We start from the raw sequence: 19,636 nt of genomic DNA, 5'->3' as shown, positions 1-19,636 counted from the left end.
CAATTTATTCTGATAAAAAGATGCTTTAAATTTGTTTTCTTTCTATATTTATTATGTAAGGATTTTAAAATTTTTTTTAAAACCTTTATACGAGGTGAATGATATTACAAAATTGTCATTAATCAAAATAAATTTACATTTTTTTTGACTATTTTTTGTAAATAAAAATAACTTCTTTATTTTTCATAATGTTAAGTAAAATAAAGATTATATAATTTTATTAAACTAAGTGTTCAATTTAATAAACATTGTAATAATTAATATTAAATGACTTTTTTGTTATGATTAAGAGTGTTTAACAAATTGATTAGATAAGAAAGACAGATAAATTATCCAGTAATGTATCTGTCTTTTAACTTTTTAGATGATTTTTTATTGTTCTTCATTATAAATTTCTAGATTTTCCGATTCTTTGGATGATGTTGACTTTATCTTATTATTTCTATTTATTTTTAATGAAGACAAATAGGTATCATCAATGCCGTCAGTAATGTATTTTCCATTAAAAACAGAGCACTCCAAATGTTTTATACTTGGATTTAGAATTTTAATTGAATCAATTAAATCAGAAAGATTTTGAAAAATAAGTTTGTCAGCACCTATATCTTTAGCTATTTCATCAACCGTTCGATTATAAGCAATTAGTTCGCTTGCAACAGGCATATCAATACCGTAAACATTAGGATACCTTATTTCTGGTGCGGCAGAAGCCAAATAAATTTTTTTTGCGCCACATAAGCGAACCATTTCAAGAATCTTTTCCGATGTAGTACCTCGTACAATTGAATCATCAACTAAAAGAACATTTTTTCCCTCAAATTCAATACGATTTGCATTGAGTTTTCTTCTTACGGAGAGTTTACGCGCAGCTTGTCCTGGCATAATAAATGTTCGTCCAACATAACGATTTTTAACAAATCCTTGTCGATAAGGTTTATTTAATATTCTTGCAATTTCAAGCGCTGCATCACACGAAGTTTCTGGAATCGGTATAACAACATCAATATCAACATCCTTCCATTCTTTTGCTATTTTTTTCCCTAGTTTTTGCCCCATTAAAATGCGAGATTGATAAACAGATACTCCATTCATCAATGAATCCGGTCTTGCAAAATAAACATATTCAAAAATACATGGATAATATTGTGGGTTATCTGAACATTGCTGTGAATAAAATTGCCCATCTTGAGTGATATAAATCGCTTCGCCAGGTTTAACATCACGCATAAATTCAAAATCAAGGATATCTAATGCCACGCTTTCTGAAGCAACCATATATTCAATTTTTTGATTTTCTAGAATTCTCCTACCGATTACTAGCGGACGGATTCCATAAGGATCACGAAAAGCCACTAAACCATGTCCAATAATCATTGCTACACAAGCATAAGCACCTTTAATAATCTTATGTACATTATGAATTGCGGTAAAAATATTTTCTGAGCTAAGTGGGTAAGTTGGAAATTTATCTAGTTCGCTAGCAAAAATGTTAAGTAAAACTTCTGAATCAGAATTAGTATTGATATGACGCCTAGCTAATTCAAAAACTTGATTACGCAGTTTATCGGTATTAGTTAAATTACCATTATGAGCAAGAGCGATACCATAAGGTGAATTGACGTAAAACGGTTGTGCTTCCGATGGACTAAAGCTTCCGGCTGTAGGATAACGGATATGACCAATTCCTAAATTACCTTGTAAACGCTGCATATGATGTTCTTGGAATACATCTTTAACTAAACCATTAGCTTTACGCATACGAAAGCGATTTTGATCATCGATTGTAACAATACCTGCAGCGTCTTGTCCCCGATGTTGCAAAACAGTCAATGCATCATAAATTGATTGGTTGACCGTACTATTCCCTACAATACCTACAACACCACACATATAATGACTACCTCAAGCTTACTGAACTAAAAAGGAAGATGAATTTTGGATATAATCAAAAAACCAACGAATAATAATATGAAAATGAGGAATAAGCTGTGACTCTATCCAATAAGATGATTTTGACAATGGTGTAAAGGTATCAACAAAAAAGAGTAATGCTGCAACAACTAAAATACCTCGTAATATTCCAAAGCAAATACCTAAAACTCGGTCAGTGCCTGATAAACCTGTTTTTTGAACTAATTGACCAATAACATAAGAGACGACAGAGCATACCAATAATGTTGCAAGAAAAAGGATAGTAATTGCTACTGCGATACGAACAATATCGTTATCGAAATAGGTCAAGTATTGAGTTATATATGTATAAAAATGACCTGCAATAAAAAAAGCTAATATCCAACTAACAAGAGATAAAGCCTCCCGAATAAAACCTCGAACGATACTCACTAAAGCTGAAAAAGCAATAATACCTATAATTGTAATATCTACCCAATTCATCATAATAATCCACTATTTTATGTTATGAAAATATTTTTATTACTGCTAATCGTTGTGAATAAATAATACTATATTTAAATTTATTAAATTATAAATTAATTTTAACTTTGTTATAAAAAATCTTTCTTAATTAGATACTATAATACCTTTCAATTTTGTCAAATTATCTAAATTAGTAATAATTTGTTCTGCTTGTTCTTTTTTTGCATACGGACCAACCTGTAATTTAATCAATTGATTCTGATCAGGATTTTTAGGTATCACCTTCACGTTATAATTATTTAATCTCAATAATGCAACGAGTTCTTCAATTTTTTGTTTATTTTTTAGCGCGGTGAGTTGAATCATAAATGATTTGGGTTCCTGTTCTGAAACTTTGGAGTCCGACTCATCATCATTTTCGGAAATATCATGTAATGTTAATGGGTTTGAATTTTGATCTACACCTGAAATATACGAAGTATTAGGCATATTACTGATATTGATATTATCAAACTCATCACTTGATTCATTAGATGAATTTATGAATTGATTTTGTTGATTCACTATTTCTGGTTGTAAAATTGGGGTAGCTAAAGTTCGTTGATTCGATTTATCTGTTAATATCCATGGGGCTATTACAGCTAAAATTAATAATAATGTTGCAAAACCAACAAGTTGATTCCTTATTCTATTTTGATTACTGCTACAATTTTTTTGATTTTTCATCATGATCAATTATACTTAATCCGCTAATTCAGCTAAAACATTAGATACAGTATGAAACGAACCACATACTACTATGATATCATCTTTTCTAGCCTCTTGTAGAGCCATTTGATAAGCATCAAAAACGTTATCAAATGTTGACACATTAAGCTTATTATCCTCTATTAAATATTGTTTTAATACTTCACTTCGACATCCGCGCTCGCCATAAAGTGAAGCACAATACCAAACATCTCCTTTCAATGTTGACAATGTACTTTTAATGTCTTTATCTTTAAGCATAGCAATAACAAATCTAACTTTTCCTAAATGTTTTTTTTCTGAATGTAATAATGCTAATTGTTTTGTTAGATAGTCAGCTGCATGGGGATTATGAGCGACATCAATTATGACAAGTGGTTCTGTATTTATTATCTGAAATCGTCCAACAAGATTCGAATTCAATAAACCTTCCCTTATCTGTCTTTCCTCAATTTGTATTGATGAATAACTTAAAGCTGCAATTGCTGTTGCAGCGTTAGCTAAAGGGACGTTAGGAATTGGCAAAGATTGATATTGATGTCGACTAGAATAAAAATCCCATTTATCTTTATTCTTTTGCTCATAAGACCAATCATAATTAATATAGTGAATAGGACAATTGACTGACTTAGCTGTATCTAAAATTGAGATAGGAATATCGGGTTCCCCCACTATTGCAATACTTTTAGACTTAAAGATACCAGCCTTCTCTCGACCTATACTTTCACGTGTGCTGCCTAAATAATCAACATGATCAATGCCTATTGTTGTCACAATTGCAACATCAGCATCGACAATATTAGTTGCATCAAGCCTGCCACCTAAACCAACTTCTAAAATAACCACATCTAATTTAGCTTGTTTGAATTGATACAGAGCAGCAAGAGTAGCATATTCAAAATAGGTAAGTGAGATTTCACCACGCGCATTTTCAATGTGTGTAAATGCATCTATAGTTTGTTGCTCTGTTGATTCTTGATTATCAATTCGCACTCGTTCTGTATAACGTAATAAATGAGGAGAGCTATAAACACCTACATGCAAATTGGCTGCAAGTAGCATCATTTCAAGCGTTTTACAAGTTGTTCCTTTACCATTAGTACCAGCGACCGTAAATATATATGGTGCTGGTTGCAATAAATTAAGACGCTGTGCAACTGTTTTGACACGCTTCAAACCAAGTTCGATCGTCGAAGGATGGAGTTGTTCTAGATAACAAAGCCATGCTGATAGATCAGACTGGGCATTAGGTTTTTTAACTTGCATGACTAGTTAAATTGCTTCATTATTAGTGACATCATAAAAAGGAGCTGGAAGTTTCATTAATTTTGCAATTAAACCAGCAATTTTTGGTCGCATATCTTTGCGATGAATAATCATATCAAGGGCGCCTTTCTCTAACAGAAACTCACTACGTTGAAATCCTTCAGGTAAGGTTTCACGAACTGTTTGTTGAATAACGCGAGGACCAGCAAAACCTATTAATGCTTTTGGTTCAGCGATATTAATATCACCAAGCATAGCTAAACTTGCCGATACACCACCCATTGTAGGGTCAGTCATAACTGAAATATAAGGCAAACTTTCATCTTGCATTTTAGCCAAAATAGCACTCGTTTTTGCCATTTGCATCAATGAGTAGAGAGCTTCTTGCATTCGAGCGCCACCACTAGTTGAAAAACAAATTAATGGACACTTATCGGCAATAGCTTGCTCAGCAGCACGTGTGAATAATGCACCAACAACTGAAGACATTGAGCCTCCGATAAATGCAAATTCAAAACAAGCGACAACAACCGGAATACCCAACAGTGTCCCTTTCATAACCACCATAGCTTCTTTTTCACGGGTTTCTTTTTGAGCAGCGGTTAACCTATCCTTATATTTTTTAGTATCTTTAAATTTCAAGATATCTTTTGGTGCAAGTTCTGCACCGATCTCAACATCCGAACCCTCATCTAAAAATCGGTATAATCTTACCCTTGCCGCAATATGCATGTGGTGATCACATTTTGGACAAACTTCCAAATTACGATCCAGTTCAGCTTGATAAATGACTTGCTCACAATTACTGCATTTAGTCCAAACACCACCAGGAATGTTCGCCTTTTTATGATCTGACGATATATTATTTTTACTTAGAATTTTCTCAATCCAGCTCATTATTATTCTCTCAATAGATACTCTTTAGAAATATTAGGCTATTGTATAATATTTTGTAATAATTCTTAATAGTTGTTTTAATTTTTCTCTTTTTTGTAAAAATCTTTGAGGAAATGCATACGTTTGAGTATAAGATTAGTTACAAATTTCTACAATAATGAAAAATGCCGATAAACAATTCATAAAAAAGCGATTAATTATTAAATTTTCCAACAAAATTTGATGGTGTTTAAAAATATAATTAATATGATCTTAAAAAATTATTAGTATATAATTAGCTGAAGTTTATTTTTCAATTTTTTAAAATCAAGGGGTTTTAGATGGACAAGGAAAAAACAAGTGCACCATCATTTCAAGATGTATTAGAATACATTCGCCTATCACGTCGTTTAAATAAATTAAAACGTGAAATTTCAGATAATGAGAAAAAAATTCGCGATAACCAAAAACGTGTACTCTTACTTGAAAATCTAAGTGAATATATTAAACCAAATATGTCGTATGAAGAACTTCAAGCGATTATTGCGAATATGAAAAGCGATTATGATGATCGAGTTGATGATTATATTATTAAAAATGCTGAAATTTCTAAAGAACGTCGCGATATCAGTAAAAAAATGCGCACTTATCGTTCAAATTAAGGTTTGAATATATAACTCCCATAATTTGATCCATGGGAGTTATGTTTTATCAGTGAAATTATCCGCCGGCTAATTTCACTTTGAAGCCTTTATTTTCTAGCAATGACTTTAACAGATCTCGTTTGTCGCCCTGAATCTCAATTGTTCTATCTTTAACAGAACCGCCACATCCACAACGTTTTTTTAGTTCTCCAGCTAATTTAAACAATTGAACATTATCTAAATCAAAACCAGAAAGAACACACACACCCTTTCCTTTACGACCCGATGTTTGGCGCTGAATACGTATGATACCATCACCTTTAGGATGAGATGATTTTTGTTCAATTGGTTTAATTCGCCCTTGATCGGTCGAATAAACAAGAGGGTTAACAGACATAATTTAATTAACTCTTACTTAAATCAAGGGTAGATAAAATAGCTTGTAATGTTTTAGCGGGATCTTCTGCTTTAGTAATTGGTCTGCCAATGACTAAATAATCGGAACCAGCCGCTTGAGCGCGTTGTGGTGTCATGATTCGACGCTGATCATCAGGACCTGAGCCTATAGGACGAATACCTGGTGTGACCAATTTAAAATCACTACCAAGTCTAGTTCTAAAGCTTTGTACTTCTTTCGCTGAGCAAACAACACCATCAAGTCCACAATTTTTAGCCAGCATCGCTAATTTGGTCGCTTGTTCTAAAGGTGAAACATTAATACCAATATCTTTAAGATCTGCTGCTTCCATACTTGTTAATACTGTTACAGCGATTAAAAGTGGTGCATCTTTACCATAAGGATAGAGAACATCTTTTGCCGCCTCCATCATACGAGCACCGCCGCTAGCATGAACATTAGTCATCCAAACACCTAAATCAGCCGCCGCTGATACTGCCTTAGCCACGGTATTTGGAATATCATGAAATTTAAGATCTAAAAATATTTCGAAGCCTTTATTCATAACCTGTTTTATGAATTCAGGACCAGCATGAGTAAATAATTCCTTACCAATTTTTAAACGACAATCTTTCGGCTCAACCCGATCAATAAAATTCCAAGCTGACTTAACATCAGAAAAATCAATAGCAACAATAATTGGTGATGACATAACTCATTTATCCCTTTTTTATCTTAAATTTAATCTATCTCTTTTGTACAAATTCATTTAAATCATTATAAAAAATTCGCGCACTTTCTTTATAACCTTTCAAAGTTTGATGAACTAAATCTGGGCGAGCTAAACCTCGTTTACGCCATTCTTTAATAACAAATTTGCCTCCCATAGCTTTTTGCCAATCCCAAAATAAGGTTTTTTCAGTTTTAGCTACTTGCTTTTGAATATTCATTATTGCCGAAAATGATTTAGGTATATCTTTTTGATTAACCATTGTATCAGGTGGTGTCATTATTAAAATAGCGGCATTGGGTAATGATTTACGAATGAGCCGTATATTATTAATTAAATTTTTTCGGTATGCGTTAAGATCTAAGGTTTCATCAAAACTCTCATTGGTTCCATACTCAAGTATAATTAAATCACTTTTTGATAAAGAAAGTTCTTTAAACCAACTTGGACTCCATTTTTGCCAAATAGCCTGCCTTGCCCCATTTGTGGCAATTGCTGAGACAATAACACCGGGTTGCTGATAACGAGTTAACCAAATACCTCCAAGTTCAACAGTACTTTGTCCAGTTATTTTTATTGGCATTTTAGCAACAACAGATACACTTTGCCAAATATTGGCTTTAGGTGCATAATCAAATTTAATTCTATTATTGTTAATATCATAAAGCCTAAATAAATTAGACGTATTTTTTAGAGGTTTAAAAATTAACTGAACTCGCCAATCTGTATTATAATCTGTTTTAGGTAAAATCTGTAATACCGCATAATTTTGGTTAGGTTTTGCGATAAATCCCCCCATAGGAAAATCTCTATTGCTCAAAGTTCTACTACTTAAAACATCCCAGTTTTTACTTTTCCAAGTCACAGCTGCATGGCTTTGACCTTTTACCGCAATTGGTGTTATCCACCCGATACCAGCATTACCATATTTCTCCTGCATCAATGACCTAAATTCGCCAGTAAAAAAATCAGCAGCGGTATGAGAATCACCAAATTGAGTTATATTAACAACATTATTAACTCTTTTATTGGTCACCAATGATTTCAATCGAGTAGCAAATTGTTTAGCATTTGGGTCTCCGAAATCAATGACTCCAGCGTCCGTAGTTGCTTTACTTTCAGCCACACCATATCCAAACGAAAAAGACATAAAAATAACAGTCAGAAAAGACTTTAAAAACCTATTCACTATGGATATCCTCTAATTTTTTGAAAATTATTTTTTCCATAATGGCCTTTGCCAGAATTTTTTGACCTGAAGGTGTAAAGTGTACACCATCATCAACCCTTACTTTGATTTTCTCTTTATTCGTTTCAATAAAACTATTAAATTTTTCGTATGAACAACCGAGTAATTCATTGGTTGTTAGAAAATGTTGTTGAGTTTTTTTAAGCTCTGACTGATATAATTTATTAAGATAAACCATACCATCATTTAGTTTTTGCTTACGCATACAAGGAGGTGCAAGCCAAAGGACTTGTACACGATGTTTTTGTACATGATCTAAAATACTGACAATACGTAAACGGTACTGTTTTTCCCATAGTTTAGACTTAAATCTTGCATTTGTTGCATAGCCTTTGACAGGAAAATCCCACGGATCATTAGCACCTAAAAAAACGACAAGTAATTTAATTGAAGGATCTTCAGATAATTTATCATCAATCGCTTTTGGCCAATCGAAAGCTTTAGGATAACTAAGTCCAGTGCTGCGTTTGCTTAAATCAATACTTTCAATTTTATATTGTTTGAATAACATTTTTTTAACATAGGGTGCAACACCTTGCATTAAAGAATCACCAGCAAAAAAAACTTTATCATTTTGAGTCAATACAATTGGTGTTGGCTGATCAACTAATGATACATCCTCAAACAAAACCTTTGGTATGTCATTTTGAGCTATCGGCGCAACTTGTGTTTGAATTGTTGTAACCTCTGTAGATGGTTGTTGAACTTTCTCATTAACATTATCTACAATATTGCTAATTGTTTCTTGTTTATTTTCTAACTTACTGTCTGGCTCGATAATTTCTAATTTAGGTAATTCATCTCCTATTGATTGTTCCTCCATAAATAATTTTAGAATATCTTCTTTTGTTTCAAGTTTATTTTCTTTTGATTCTGATAGAGTTTCTTCAATAGTCTCTACCGACTTAGTAGATTCATCAGATTCATCAGATTGATCAGAAATCATTTTTTTAGAAGAGACTAAGTCATCTTGAGATGTGGTAATTTCTTTAGCTGTTTCTTTTTCGAACTCTTCAGAGGAGGTATCTTGAGTAAGCGTATTGGAATCCAATAGGTGTGAATGATAAGTTTGTTGCCAATAAATTAGTATTGATTTGTAATAAATTGACATCAATACAAGCGCTGTCAAAAGTAGAATCAAACAAATATACCGAGCGGATAAATTACTTCTAACAATTTCGGAAATAACATTATTTTTGACAAATTTTCTTGAACGCTTGAAAACGCCTTTATTCAATGCATTAGGGCATTGCCATTTCAGATTTAAATAGATTTTTTTCTTATTTTTCGAAAACGATTTTTTATAGTCCATAATAAGTTATCATCATAATCAAAAGTTAGCATAGATAAAGTTTGGCACACCTGAAGGTGCAATATATATAGTCAACCACAATACTGATATAAAAATGATAGGTAAATAATGTTGATTTATTTTACTTATCAGTAAAGTAAACCAATCTGGAATATTTTTTAAAATCGGATAAATAAAAAATACTACACAGATATTTAAAAAAATTACCGTATATTTTGGTTCAATTAAAAAGTTGTGTGTTAATGCAGTTAAATAATCCAATGCATCAGGTAAGCTTTCACAATTAAAAAATAACCAGGCAAAACACACGTAATGCCAAGTTAGAAACCTGGCTAATGTAGGTGAGCGCTCAGTTATCCAGCCACGGCCAAAATAACGATCACAAATATTAAGCACCATGATACCAACTCCGTGACATGCTCCCCAAATAATAAAATTAATTCCAGCCCCATGCCATAAACCCGATAACAACATAGCTAACATCACGTTAACTTGTGTACGAATAAATCCTTTGCGATTGCCGCCAAGAGGAATGTAAATATAATCACGAATCCAATGCGATAAACTAATATGCCAGCGACTCCAAAATTCCCGTAAATTACAGGCTAAATAAGGAAAGTTAAAATTATTTGGTAAACGGAAACCTAATAAAAAAGCCATACCGGTAACTAAATCAGTATAGCCTGAAAAATTTAAATAAATTTGAATTGCATAACCATAAAGCCCAACTAACAAATCAATAACACTAAATTCTAAAGGATTTGCAAAAATTGGTGTAACCCAGTTTTCACTTATAATTCCACCCAAACAATAAACTTTAATTACAGATAAAATAATTAAAGTAAATGCTCTAAAAGGATGTAAAATCTTGCGAGGATGGCGAGTGGTTATTTGAGGTAGAAAGTCTTTAGCACGATTAACTGGACCAGCAATTACACTCGGAAAAAAAGATAAAAAAAGTGCAAAATCCCAAAATTTGGCTACAGGTAATTCACTTTTTTTTACTGAAACGATATAGCTAACTGAATGAAGAGTATAAAATGAAATGCCAATAGGAATAAGTACTGTTACAACCGGTAGCGCTATCGGTAAATGAAAGAAATTAAATAAAGCCTGCAATTCGTACCGGAAGAAGTCAAAATATTTAAACAGCGACAAATTCGCTATTGATAGGCATAATGCCCATATTAACCACCTATTGTCATTTTGATCTGATGCAGCAATCCTAATTGAGAAAAAATAAATTACACAGGTATAAATAAAAAGAATGAGTGCAAACTGCAAGCTAAAACTCGCCACAATAAGATAGCTTGAGACTAAAAGTAATTTATTTTGTAATCTAGGAAAAAAACGATACCGCCAATATAATGCAAAAAAAACGATAAAGATTAATCCAAATTCAATAGATAAATAACTCACTGCATTCCTTTTTATAAAACATATATCGAACCTGAAAAGTTCTTTCAAAAATATATTAACGTCTTAATCACTAATCATCTCAGACTGAGCTAACACATTATAAATAATTAACTCTTTATTCAGGCCTGTTACAGACAATAATAAACGTCTAGCCTGCAACCATAATTCATAGAGTGCAGAAATTTTTTCATTACTTTTAGTTGCTAATAATCTTACTAATGGCACCTGATCACGATTAACAATAAAACGACCAGCTTTTTGTTTCGCTTTTAATGCATCGCTTAATAAAGCGCAAAACCAAATGATACATTCGATAAATTCTTCATTATCGAATGTTTTTGCCAGTTGCCAATAATCATTATGGGATACAACGCGTAATAAATGGTCACAAAATGCTTTTCTTTGCTGCCACTTTTCTGGTTTTAATAAAGCAAGTGCTGCTAGTGGCGCATTTTCGCTCAATAACAGTGCAGAGGCAAGCTCATTATTGCTACTTTGCTGACTATGTTTCTTTTTTAACCATTCAATGGATTGTTCCAATTTAGGAACGGATAAAAAATAAGAAAAACAACGACTATGAATTGTTGGTAATAGATGGCTATTATGCTCATCACTTAAAATAAAATAGGTATTTTCTGATGGCTCTTCTAATGTTTTGAGTAATGCATTAGCTGCGGCTTCCGTCATTAAAGCTGCATGCTTAATCCAAATGACTTTATTGCCGCCTTGTTGTGATTTTTCGTACACTTTAGTAGTAATATTTCGTATTTGATCAATACCAATAGATTGCTTACCTTGTTCATGAGTTATGATGTAAAAATCTGGATGATGATGAGACATAAACAACTTACAACTATGACAATTTAAACAGGGTTCTAAATTCTGTGCAGACAAACACAATAAACGATTGGCCACCATCATAATGAAGTCATCTTCACCACTTCCTTGCACATAGTTAATCAATAACGCATGATGAGTTCTTTTATGTATAATTCCTTCAGCAAATTGTTGATAAGGAGATATAAGCCAAGGATAATCATTTAAAATCATACATTAGCAACCTGTTTTGTTAACCATTTTGTTAAGATAAGTTCAATTTGCCTTGTTACTTGATCGATTGATTTAGATGCATCAACGATAAAAATGGTTTCATCTTGATTTGCCAGTTCTAAATAACGTTGACGGATTCGCTCAAAAAAGGGGAGGGATTGCTGTTCAATACGATCAAGTTCTCCTCTTGCCCTAGCTCGCATTAAGCCAATTTGTGGTTCAATATCTAAATATAAAGTTAGATCAGGTTTAAAGTTACCTAAAACTTGCTCTTTCAATGTGGTAATAAAAATTTTATCTAACTGACGACCACCACCTTGATAAGCTTGAGTTGATAAATCATGCCTATCACCAATAACCCATTTCCCCGCATTCAGTGACGGCTTGATTACATTATCAATCAATTGAATACGAGCAGCATATAACATTAGCAATTCCGCTTTATCGGTCAAAGGTTCATCATCTAAACCATTTTTAATAAGCTTGCGTAATGCTTCAGCAATTGGTGTACCACCAGGCTCACGAGTAAATTGTAAATCGCAAATATGATATTGAGTTAAAATACGAGCAACGGTATTGATTGCAGTCGTTTTACCCGCACCTTCAAGACCTTCAATGACAATAAATTTGCCTGTCATACTAAATTCCTAAACTATTTATGATGATCATATGTTTAATATCGAGCTATTGTACGCTATTTTTGATTATTATTTTAGTTTAGTTTAGCCACTAACTATTCCCTTCAATTTTCATGTTTTGAAATAAATTTTGTAACTATTTCGGCTTTTTGATAAATATAATTCGCTTATTGATATTCATTAAAAGATAAATACAAATAAGGATCTATATTAGTCAGGAGATAAAGTTGAACTTTATTAAGACTTTCAAAGTGTATACTGTTATCACCTGAAACCGACAACGGGGACTCTCTTGATTTCAATTTCGAAGGTTATCCCTGTGTTTACAGGGAACACAGAATACTTTAAAAAAACAAATAACTGCAAACGGTTTATCCCTGTTTATACAGGGAACAGGCTAAATAGATAATTCTTTGGTTTGGTTTTAGTTTATTAGCAAACCAAAATTCTACAAATTTCTTTAAATGACATGAACATATTGATTTTAAATAAGTAAAAAAGAGACTAAATTTAGTCCAACTAAATCAATCTGAATTATTCTAATAACACCATCAGTTTGGAGGTCGAATCCTTATTCAGGATGCGTTATTCCTGTAGGAACAACTTTATCTCATTGTATAAAAACAGTGATTTGTTACCAACAACAGTAATCTAATAGATCTTGATAGATCGCCAAAGTAAACATCAGTTCTAATTTTAAATAACCTAAATGGCTGAACAGCCCTAATCTAGATAATATATATTCTGAAATAACGACAGACATACTCATTACTAGTGACACTAAATCCAATATAGACGAGAAATTAAGGTTATACAATCTCAAAAGGTAAAATGTCATTAGAGCGTGAAGAAGCTCAATACTACCATAGCGAAATTCACACTAATTTTTACAATTTTTGAATATAAATCATAATGAAATTCTAATTTAACTCTATAAAACAAATTGTTCAATCCTTCGGCTCAAGTTATTTTAGAAAGCACATCCAAACGGTGATTTCACCGCCCAAAACAAATAAAAAATCAGAGATTAAAATTCATTTTACACCCATGTGTGTTATTTTTGTGTATAGCTTTAACATAGTACAAACAATCAAATCACAGAAAAAGATCCTAACTTGATTTATATTGATACATACAACCCCATTAAATATCAATCTATTCATATTAAAGAATATCATTAATGGTTTTTTAAAGAAATTAAATTTAATGGAATCTATTTCATATAATAATAACTATTGATAACGTTTAATTAAAAATAATCCACAACCAAACCCTTTACTTTTACCAATACCTTGATAAAGAGTTTCTAAAAAAAGTTGAGGATCGGTAACCGTTAAAATTCCCTCAAAATCAACACTAGTAAAAGTGATTGGGTTCATACCTGTTCGTTTATGGAGTTGATGTTGTTTTGTTCCGATAACATCGCAGCGAACCTGTTTTTCATTATTTTGAAATAGAGAAAATCCTCGATTTTCACTCTGTTTAATCAACCAATTTAAAGCAGCTTCATTTTGGCGATTTTTTAGATCTAATTCAGATAAATCTTGTTTTTTTGCGAGATATTTTACGTTCATCATTACATCAGATCGTTTGCCTTTTTTAAAAACAACTGGATTGACGCGCAATGAAAAGGCTAACTTCATCCCTAGACTTAATTGTGGGAAATAACGTTTGGTTTCAACAAAGAATAATTCATGATCTGTTATAGGAGCAACTTCTGATAATATATAATACTGGCTAACCTTATTAGTTTGCTCCTCACGAAATAAAAATGTGCGTTTATCTTGATTGGGAAAAAGCTGCCATAACCATTGATGAATTGCATATAAACCAGCATATTGTATTTTCTTTTGCATGACATAAGGAAGCCGATTTAATTTTAAGGTAATTCGAGAAAAATACATCTATTTGCTCCTTTTTAAAAATCCCGAATATTGCAGTCGTGGCTTAAACTGCCAACGAGTACGGTTAATCGGTTGATCTTGACGAAGCTGAATTTTAGTTACTTCCAAATTGTCATAAACCTCCGCATGCTCCCAATAATATTCATCAGCATTACTTTTTAATATATTGCTAATAGCAGAATCAGATTGATGATATTGCTGATAATATCTATCTGCAAAAATAAAGGCATCACTTAACGTTCCTTCAAAAATAGTAGGTGCCAATGGTAACGCCAGTGGTGAGTTTTTTCTTCCTATATATAATGGAAAAACAGGCTGTAATAACGCTTGTTTGATTTGCTCAAGAGTATAAGGTGCTTCTTGGGTTTGAGTTATAATAATTTGATAATAAATATCATTATAATATTCTCGTTGTGAAAGTAAGGTTTCAAGTTCACGTGGATTTCGACGAATCTCATCAAATCGAGTATAAAACGTTTCTTTTTTATTTACTCTTGGCGCTTGTACTGTCTGAAAATCACTAAACCAACTGCTCTTAGCTTTAAATGGACGGATAGCAAAATGGTAATGCTGATTAAACGTATTAAGTTGCTCATCTGTGCGCCGAATGCCTAATGCTGCAGCAATCAACCCCAATAAAGCTGAACGTGAAGGAATCTCATTACTATGGCGAACTTCACCTACAGCAGGTTGCCCCCATGATGTTAATGGTGCATAAATCTGAAAAATAAGATGTTTTATCATATCTATTATCCCTTATTTTTGCATAACAAAATCTAAAGCAGCCGTTAAATTTCCTTCACCTGTTTCACTATTAAGCTTATAACGACTATCAGCGCAAGAACCATAAACTTGATCAAATTTATTGAGTTGTAACTCTAAGCGTGTAATAGCATCGTTTACCATATCCTCGCTACGTATTGGATTAAAATAAGCTACTGCTAAAGAGCGGGGTTGCTGCTTACCTTTTTCTATCAATAAATAGGAAGTATATGCTCGCGATGCAAAACTATTTTGCATACCGGTTGGAGCAACTTTAGCAGCACATTCAATTAATGCTTTTAATGTAGTATCAACTAATGTTTCATCGCCATTTAAGTTTTCCAGCAATAAGTCTCGGCTGATACACACATAAATATAAAATAATGCAGAAGCAAAGCCCCGCTCACCCAAATGTGCAGAACCTGCATCTTGCTCTTTATTATTTAAATCATCAACGGCAGTAAAAAAATCGTCCTCAATAATAACACTGCTAACACCTAAGGCATGAGATACCTGACAAGCAGCTTCAACGTTATATGCAGGACTATCAGCTAACATTCGACCAAATAGTGCAATATCAATACTACTATTTTCTTTACGTAATAATTTTACTTCTGCATCTGTTGGCTCGCGTCGTTCAGTAATGAGTAATTCCACTAATCGTTTAATAGCTTGTTGTTCATTACAACTAATATGCACTAACTGTTCAATTTCAAAATTTGTCAATGGATCTTTTGGTGACTTTTCGTTTTTAAGTTTACCAAATTGCCCAGCAATTTTAATGGCACTATTTTTAGCAATTATATCGTCAACACCTTTATTTTTCATTACTTCGTAAACCCAATCTCTTGCAAACCGACGAGATCGAATACCCATATTGTTACTTAATGATTGATTGAAACAATCCGAGGTACGCCATGCTCTTTTTAAACTTTGCGAAGAAATACGTAAACGATCACTATTACCCATTTTGGCAGTTTTAGGGCGGCCTAAATCATCACGATTTAAATTAGAAGGCGCATAAGCAGTTAATAGATGTAATTGAATAAATGTTGTCATAATCGTTATTCCTTAGATGATTTTTTAGTCGAATAGTACTCCATTGCCCAACGAACAGATAGGCGTCGAAAAGGATTAATATCAGGTGACAAATTCTGCAAACGATCATGCCACTCTTGTACCCATAAAAAGATACCATCAGCAAGTGAAAAAAGATTGATACCATTATCTCCACGAGATTTGACGGCACGAATTAATCGTCGGCAAAATTCTTCAGGTGTGCTACTGGCTTGCAATTGTTCAAAACGTAGAGGAGATAAAGTATTATGTTGCCCTCCCCTTGTTTTTTCACCTAATTGTTCAGCAAATGATTTTTTGTCATTACTTTCACTTACAAAAGCAGCAACAGCAACAAATATTGCTAGTGCTTCTTGATGGATAGATGTTGATCTTAATCCCTGCTCCTCACTAAATAACGCATCAGCTAAAATAAAATAACCGGTTTGTAATATTACCCCATAAGGTAATGATGTACGCCGGAGTTCAGCTTTTAACTGACGCCCATTATAAGAAGCTCCATTAAAACGACTTGATCTTTGTTGTAACACTGAAAACCATTCATCAATGCATCTTTTATGGCTTTCATTTAATATGATTGTCCTTTTAATTAAATTGTTTGACATACTTTTTTTCATCCCTTACATATAATTATAATTAGTATTTTATATTTTTTTAAAACGCTTAAGTTTATTGAAATCTGTCAATAATTTCTCCCTTGCTGTTATTTTTTGGGATAAAACTGATTGTTCATCTGAATAAGCAAATGCAGTTTTATCATAGGTTTGTGTAATATAATTTAATAAAGTATTAGCCCAATCAGCTAACAAATCTAATCGCCCGTTTGGATTATTTTTTTGAACGATAAGTTGATTAACTAATTGATAGAAATACGGTTCAGTATCTTTCCAGAAAGCATGATTAACAACATTGGATTGTTTATTAATAGTTTCCATAGCCTTACGTAGAATTAGTAAAGTTTCTTTACTCAATTCTAATGCTAATGAAATAAGATTTTCTAAATCATTATCCGGCTCATTTAACGCAGGGATAACAGGGAATGTGTGTTCATACCAACAACGCGCTTTCATGTTGTCAAAATCATATCCAAAGCACCACAATCTGCATTTATCCTTACCTTTTAATCTTCGTTCATCGTTGACAAAGATAATTTTAGCAGCTACAACGTTTTCGTAATTGGTTACCATACCTAACCAATCACGGTAAATTAATCCACCCGGTTGACCTTTAATCGCTAAAAGCGCTCCTGTTTTAATATCAACTCGATATGGTGTTAAAGGATGACGCCAGTTTTGATATTGAATTCCGTAATTCTTAGTTTGATAATGAGTTATTAATTGTGTCGACGTTTCACCGCACAAATCACATTCACCTTGTTTAACATGATTAAAATCAAGTTCAATTCGGCGTGGCATTCCCCAAAAGGCTTGACAATAGTTTGCTTGCTCAGGAAATACACTTAAATTTTTTGGCGGTTCACTAGTTATTGTTTTGTTTAACCACGGAAAGACAGTTTCATCATAATGTGTAGGTTTTTCGTCATCACTGAGTGGCATCACATTTAACCACAACTTTTTCCATAATGGTGCCGCTTGATTCAATTCTGGCATTAACAAAGTTGTTATTGGTCCTCCACCTCGTAAACTGACTCGATGTCCTTGACCTCCTGATGGAGCATTAGTCTGTAAAGTAAATAACGCTATTGCAGCACAGTGTGGGCATATCGCTTTGACGAAATCACGCTTAATAAAGTGATCTGTATTCTTTTTTAATGCATTTTCACCAGGACCTTCTACTAATAAACCTGATATAGGCAAATAGTTAGTGTTTAATTTATTAAAATCTTGCATAAAAGCTGGCTTAGTTGCACCAAATTGCATTGCTGTTTGAACTTGCGAAAAAGCTTTATTAAGTTCTGATTGCAAAATACCATTATCCCAATATTCAAACCACTCTTCATGATCATATGGCGAGAAAGTCGTTTGCAATAAACCAATAAGAAATTGATAACCAGCACCTTGAAAATCAGGTCGAAAATAGGCGAGATCGAAAATTGTTTCATCAGAAATTTGGCAAGGATTAATTTTACTAATATGACCATCGAAATGAATAACTGGAATCCATTTTTCGTCTAATAAAGATAAAGAAGACAAATTATACTCCTTAATTTCATCTATAATCAGCATGTTAACCTTATTCCGATTATCGGCTTTGAATTAAACTATATAATCATTTTTGAACTTATTTTCTAACCTAAAATTAAAAAGATAAGACTGAAATTCTTTTTTGTCAATTGTTTGCTTTATTTAATAGTGCCAAACTTTAATATGGAAAGAGTTTATTAGCTATTTATGTAATTCATTATCATGTTGCACAATGATTTGATCTCGATAACAAAATAAAGAGAAAAAATAAACTCTATAATTGGTTTTACTCCACTATCGTGGATTTTTTAATCAAAGACGATTCATCTAAACAGAATTTTATAATTTTTTCCATTAAATAATTGATAGAATGCGATCTCTATTTAATTTTTTTATAAACTATAGAGTAACCGTTTTTTACATTATTGACTACATATCATTGATGATGCTCATAATACTAGGGATAGGTTAAGGTTAAGCTAAAGCTTATATTATTACAGCCAAAAATTAGCGACATAAATCAGGTTTGCCTTTATAATTGGGAAGTTAAAGTTAACCATGATAAGTATTCTTCATTAAATGAGTTTAAAGGTGATATTGAGAGATTTATGAATCCAAAACAACACAATAGCTATCCCAGCAACGATAAACAAGAAAACGTTAATCATATTGATGTAGTTCAATTTAAGATAAAGCACCCTTTAATAATTGCTATTATGCATAAATTAATTCCCTTTGCGATGCTTTGGGGCAGTTTAGTATTAATGTATGGCGTAATTTGCATGTATACCAATAGTATGGGACAAGATGAGTTTTATCGTTTTATCTTTTTTTTACGTAGCCCTTTTGTAGTTGTACTAAATTGCATTGTATTATTGATTGCTATTTTTCATTCAATAAGTTGGTTTAATTTAATACCTAAAGTTATTTTTTCAACAAGATCGAATAAAACAGCACAGGATTATTTATTCACTGCCGGCTTATGGTTGGTTACAATCGCTATTTCAATTTACTTAGTGTTATTTGTTTCAAAATAAACGGTATT

19 protein-coding genes are annotated in these 19,636 nt (G+C 32.5%); 2 read left to right on the top strand and 17 right to left on the bottom strand.

What is annotated here, in order from left to right:
• Positions 1-372 precede the first annotated feature (372 nt).
• From purF to accD, 5 genes are all read right to left on the bottom strand, one after another.
• The gene (gene purF, locus J4T76_RS06865; RefSeq protein ID WP_267345418.1) at positions 373-1,890 is read right to left on the bottom strand and encodes an amidophosphoribosyltransferase; all 1,518 of its coding nucleotides are present in this window, start codon (positions 1,888-1,890) and stop codon (positions 373-375) included.
• A gap of 18 nt (positions 1,891-1,908) precedes the next feature.
• Positions 1,909-2,394, bottom strand: a complete 486-nt coding sequence (locus J4T76_RS06860) for a CvpA family protein (RefSeq protein ID WP_267354561.1) — start codon at positions 2,392-2,394, stop codon at positions 1,909-1,911.
• A gap of 126 nt (positions 2,395-2,520) precedes the next feature.
• Positions 2,521-3,105, bottom strand: a complete 585-nt coding sequence (locus J4T76_RS06855; protein ID WP_267345420.1) for an SPOR domain-containing protein — start codon at positions 3,103-3,105, stop codon at positions 2,521-2,523.
• 12 nt (positions 3,106-3,117) lie between these two features.
• Positions 3,118-4,389, bottom strand: coding sequence for a bifunctional tetrahydrofolate synthase/dihydrofolate synthase (gene folC / locus J4T76_RS06850; RefSeq protein ID WP_267355537.1), 1,272 nt, complete (start codon positions 4,387-4,389; stop codon positions 3,118-3,120).
• A gap of 6 nt (positions 4,390-4,395) precedes the next feature.
• Entirely contained in the window at positions 4,396-5,286 is an 891-nt protein-coding gene (gene accD / locus J4T76_RS06845) for an acetyl-CoA carboxylase, carboxyltransferase subunit beta (RefSeq protein ID WP_267355535.1), read from the bottom strand.
• Positions 5,287-5,606: 320 nt separating this feature from the next.
• Here accD and tmaR point away from each other — a divergent pair, with 320 nt between their 5' ends.
• On the top strand, positions 5,607-5,927 hold the full coding sequence (gene tmaR, locus J4T76_RS06840; protein WP_267340019.1) for a PTS system regulator TmaR: 321 nt from the start codon (positions 5,607-5,609) through the stop codon (positions 5,925-5,927).
• A gap of 58 nt (positions 5,928-5,985) precedes the next feature.
• Here tmaR and yciH read toward each other — a convergent pair whose 3' ends face one another.
• The 12 genes from yciH to casA form a co-directional block, all read right to left on the bottom strand.
• On the bottom strand, positions 5,986-6,306 hold the full coding sequence (gene yciH / locus J4T76_RS06835; RefSeq protein WP_267355533.1) for a stress response translation initiation inhibitor YciH: 321 nt from the start codon (positions 6,304-6,306) through the stop codon (positions 5,986-5,988).
• 7 nt (positions 6,307-6,313) lie between these two features.
• Positions 6,314-7,018, bottom strand: coding sequence for an orotidine-5'-phosphate decarboxylase (gene pyrF / locus J4T76_RS06830; RefSeq protein ID WP_267340022.1), 705 nt, complete (start codon positions 7,016-7,018; stop codon positions 6,314-6,316).
• Between the two features lie 34 nt (positions 7,019-7,052).
• Positions 7,053-8,225, bottom strand: a complete 1,173-nt coding sequence (locus J4T76_RS06825; RefSeq protein WP_267355531.1) for a GDSL-type esterase/lipase family protein — start codon at positions 8,223-8,225, stop codon at positions 7,053-7,055.
• Complete coding sequence (locus J4T76_RS06820; RefSeq protein WP_267355530.1) at positions 8,218-9,597, bottom strand: SGNH/GDSL hydrolase family protein; 1,380 nt, start codon at positions 9,595-9,597, stop codon at positions 8,218-8,220. The genes J4T76_RS06825 and J4T76_RS06820 overlap by 8 nt, the downstream gene beginning before the upstream one ends.
• Before the next feature lie 18 nt (positions 9,598-9,615).
• Positions 9,616-11,016 carry an MBOAT family O-acyltransferase gene (locus J4T76_RS06815; RefSeq protein ID WP_267340025.1) on the bottom strand — a complete coding sequence of 467 codons (1,401 nt, stop codon included), beginning with the start codon at positions 11,014-11,016 and terminating at the stop codon, positions 9,616-9,618.
• 63 nt (positions 11,017-11,079) lie between these two features.
• Complete coding sequence (gene holB, locus J4T76_RS06810) at positions 11,080-12,066, bottom strand: DNA polymerase III subunit delta' (RefSeq protein ID WP_267345424.1); 987 nt, start codon at positions 12,064-12,066, stop codon at positions 11,080-11,082.
• Positions 12,063-12,704: a dTMP kinase gene (gene tmk, locus J4T76_RS06805; protein ID WP_267340028.1), complete on the bottom strand. Its 642-nt coding sequence runs from the start codon at positions 12,702-12,704 to the stop codon at positions 12,063-12,065. The genes holB and tmk overlap by 4 nt, the downstream gene beginning before the upstream one ends.
• A 1,232-nt stretch (positions 12,705-13,936) precedes the next feature.
• Positions 13,937-14,608 (bottom strand): type I-E CRISPR-associated protein Cas6/Cse3/CasE, encoded by a 672-nt coding sequence (gene cas6e, locus J4T76_RS06800; protein ID WP_267340029.1) that lies wholly within the window; start codon positions 14,606-14,608, stop codon positions 13,937-13,939.
• Complete coding sequence (gene cas5e, locus J4T76_RS06795) at positions 14,609-15,352, bottom strand: type I-E CRISPR-associated protein Cas5/CasD (RefSeq protein WP_267340030.1); 744 nt, start codon at positions 15,350-15,352, stop codon at positions 14,609-14,611.
• Positions 15,353-15,364: 12 nt separating this feature from the next.
• A complete protein-coding gene (gene cas7e, locus J4T76_RS06790) occupies positions 15,365-16,429 on the bottom strand; it encodes a type I-E CRISPR-associated protein Cas7/Cse4/CasC (protein ID WP_267340031.1) in 1,065 nt (354 codons plus the stop codon).
• A 5-nt stretch (positions 16,430-16,434) separates the two neighbouring features.
• A complete protein-coding gene (gene casB, locus J4T76_RS06785) occupies positions 16,435-17,052 on the bottom strand; it encodes a type I-E CRISPR-associated protein Cse2/CasB (RefSeq protein WP_267340032.1) in 618 nt (205 codons plus the stop codon).
• Between the two features lie 39 nt (positions 17,053-17,091).
• Complete coding sequence (casA, locus tag J4T76_RS06780) at positions 17,092-18,600, bottom strand: type I-E CRISPR-associated protein Cse1/CasA (protein ID WP_267340034.1); 1,509 nt, start codon at positions 18,598-18,600, stop codon at positions 17,092-17,094.
• Positions 18,601-19,199: 599 nt separating this feature from the next.
• On the opposite strand from casA, the gene J4T76_RS06775 reads away from it, so the two are divergent.
• Positions 19,200-19,628 (top strand): hypothetical protein, encoded by a 429-nt coding sequence (locus J4T76_RS06775; protein ID WP_267340035.1) that lies wholly within the window; start codon positions 19,200-19,202, stop codon positions 19,626-19,628.
• Positions 19,629-19,636 lie beyond the last annotated feature (8 nt).

The sequence above is a fragment of the Gilliamella sp. B3022 genome (assembly GCF_028751545.1).
GTDB lineage: Bacteria > Pseudomonadota > Gammaproteobacteria > Enterobacterales > Orbaceae > Gilliamella.
This window is presented reverse-complemented; position numbering and strand designations above follow the sequence as displayed.

Excerpts from the sequence above, each read along its gene's own strand:
- purF (WP_267345418.1), bottom strand. The coding sequence starts at position 1,890 with ATGTGTGGTGTTGTAGGTATTGTAGGGAATAGTACGGTCAACCAATCA.
- J4T76_RS06860 (WP_267354561.1), bottom strand. The coding sequence starts at position 2,394 with ATGAATTGGGTAGATATTACAATTATAGGTATTATTGCTTTTTCAGCT.
- J4T76_RS06855 (WP_267345420.1), bottom strand. The coding sequence starts at position 3,105 with ATGATGAAAAATCAAAAAAATTGTAGCAGTAATCAAAATAGAATAAGG.
- folC (WP_267355537.1), bottom strand. The coding sequence starts at position 4,389 with ATGCAAGTTAAAAAACCTAATGCCCAGTCTGATCTATCAGCATGGCTT.
- accD (WP_267355535.1), bottom strand. The coding sequence starts at position 5,286 with ATGAGCTGGATTGAGAAAATTCTAAGTAAAAATAATATATCGTCAGAT.
- tmaR (WP_267340019.1), top strand. The coding sequence starts at position 5,607 with ATGGACAAGGAAAAAACAAGTGCACCATCATTTCAAGATGTATTAGAA.
- yciH (WP_267355533.1), bottom strand. The coding sequence starts at position 6,306 with ATGTCTGTTAACCCTCTTGTTTATTCGACCGATCAAGGGCGAATTAAA.
- pyrF (WP_267340022.1), bottom strand. The coding sequence starts at position 7,018 with ATGTCATCACCAATTATTGTTGCTATTGATTTTTCTGATGTTAAGTCA.
- J4T76_RS06820 (WP_267355530.1), bottom strand. The coding sequence starts at position 9,597 with ATGGACTATAAAAAATCGTTTTCGAAAAATAAGAAAAAAATCTATTTA.
- holB (WP_267345424.1), bottom strand. The coding sequence starts at position 12,066 with ATGATTTTAAATGATTATCCTTGGCTTATATCTCCTTATCAACAATTT.
- tmk (WP_267340028.1), bottom strand. The coding sequence starts at position 12,704 with ATGACAGGCAAATTTATTGTCATTGAAGGTCTTGAAGGTGCGGGTAAA.
- cas6e (WP_267340029.1), bottom strand. The coding sequence starts at position 14,608 with ATGTATTTTTCTCGAATTACCTTAAAATTAAATCGGCTTCCTTATGTC.
- cas5e (WP_267340030.1), bottom strand. The coding sequence starts at position 15,352 with ATGATAAAACATCTTATTTTTCAGATTTATGCACCATTAACATCATGG.
- cas7e (WP_267340031.1), bottom strand. The coding sequence starts at position 16,429 with ATGACAACATTTATTCAATTACATCTATTAACTGCTTATGCGCCTTCT.
- casB (WP_267340032.1), bottom strand. The coding sequence starts at position 17,052 with ATGTCAAACAATTTAATTAAAAGGACAATCATATTAAATGAAAGCCAT.
- J4T76_RS06775 (WP_267340035.1), top strand. The coding sequence starts at position 19,200 with ATGAATCCAAAACAACACAATAGCTATCCCAGCAACGATAAACAAGAA.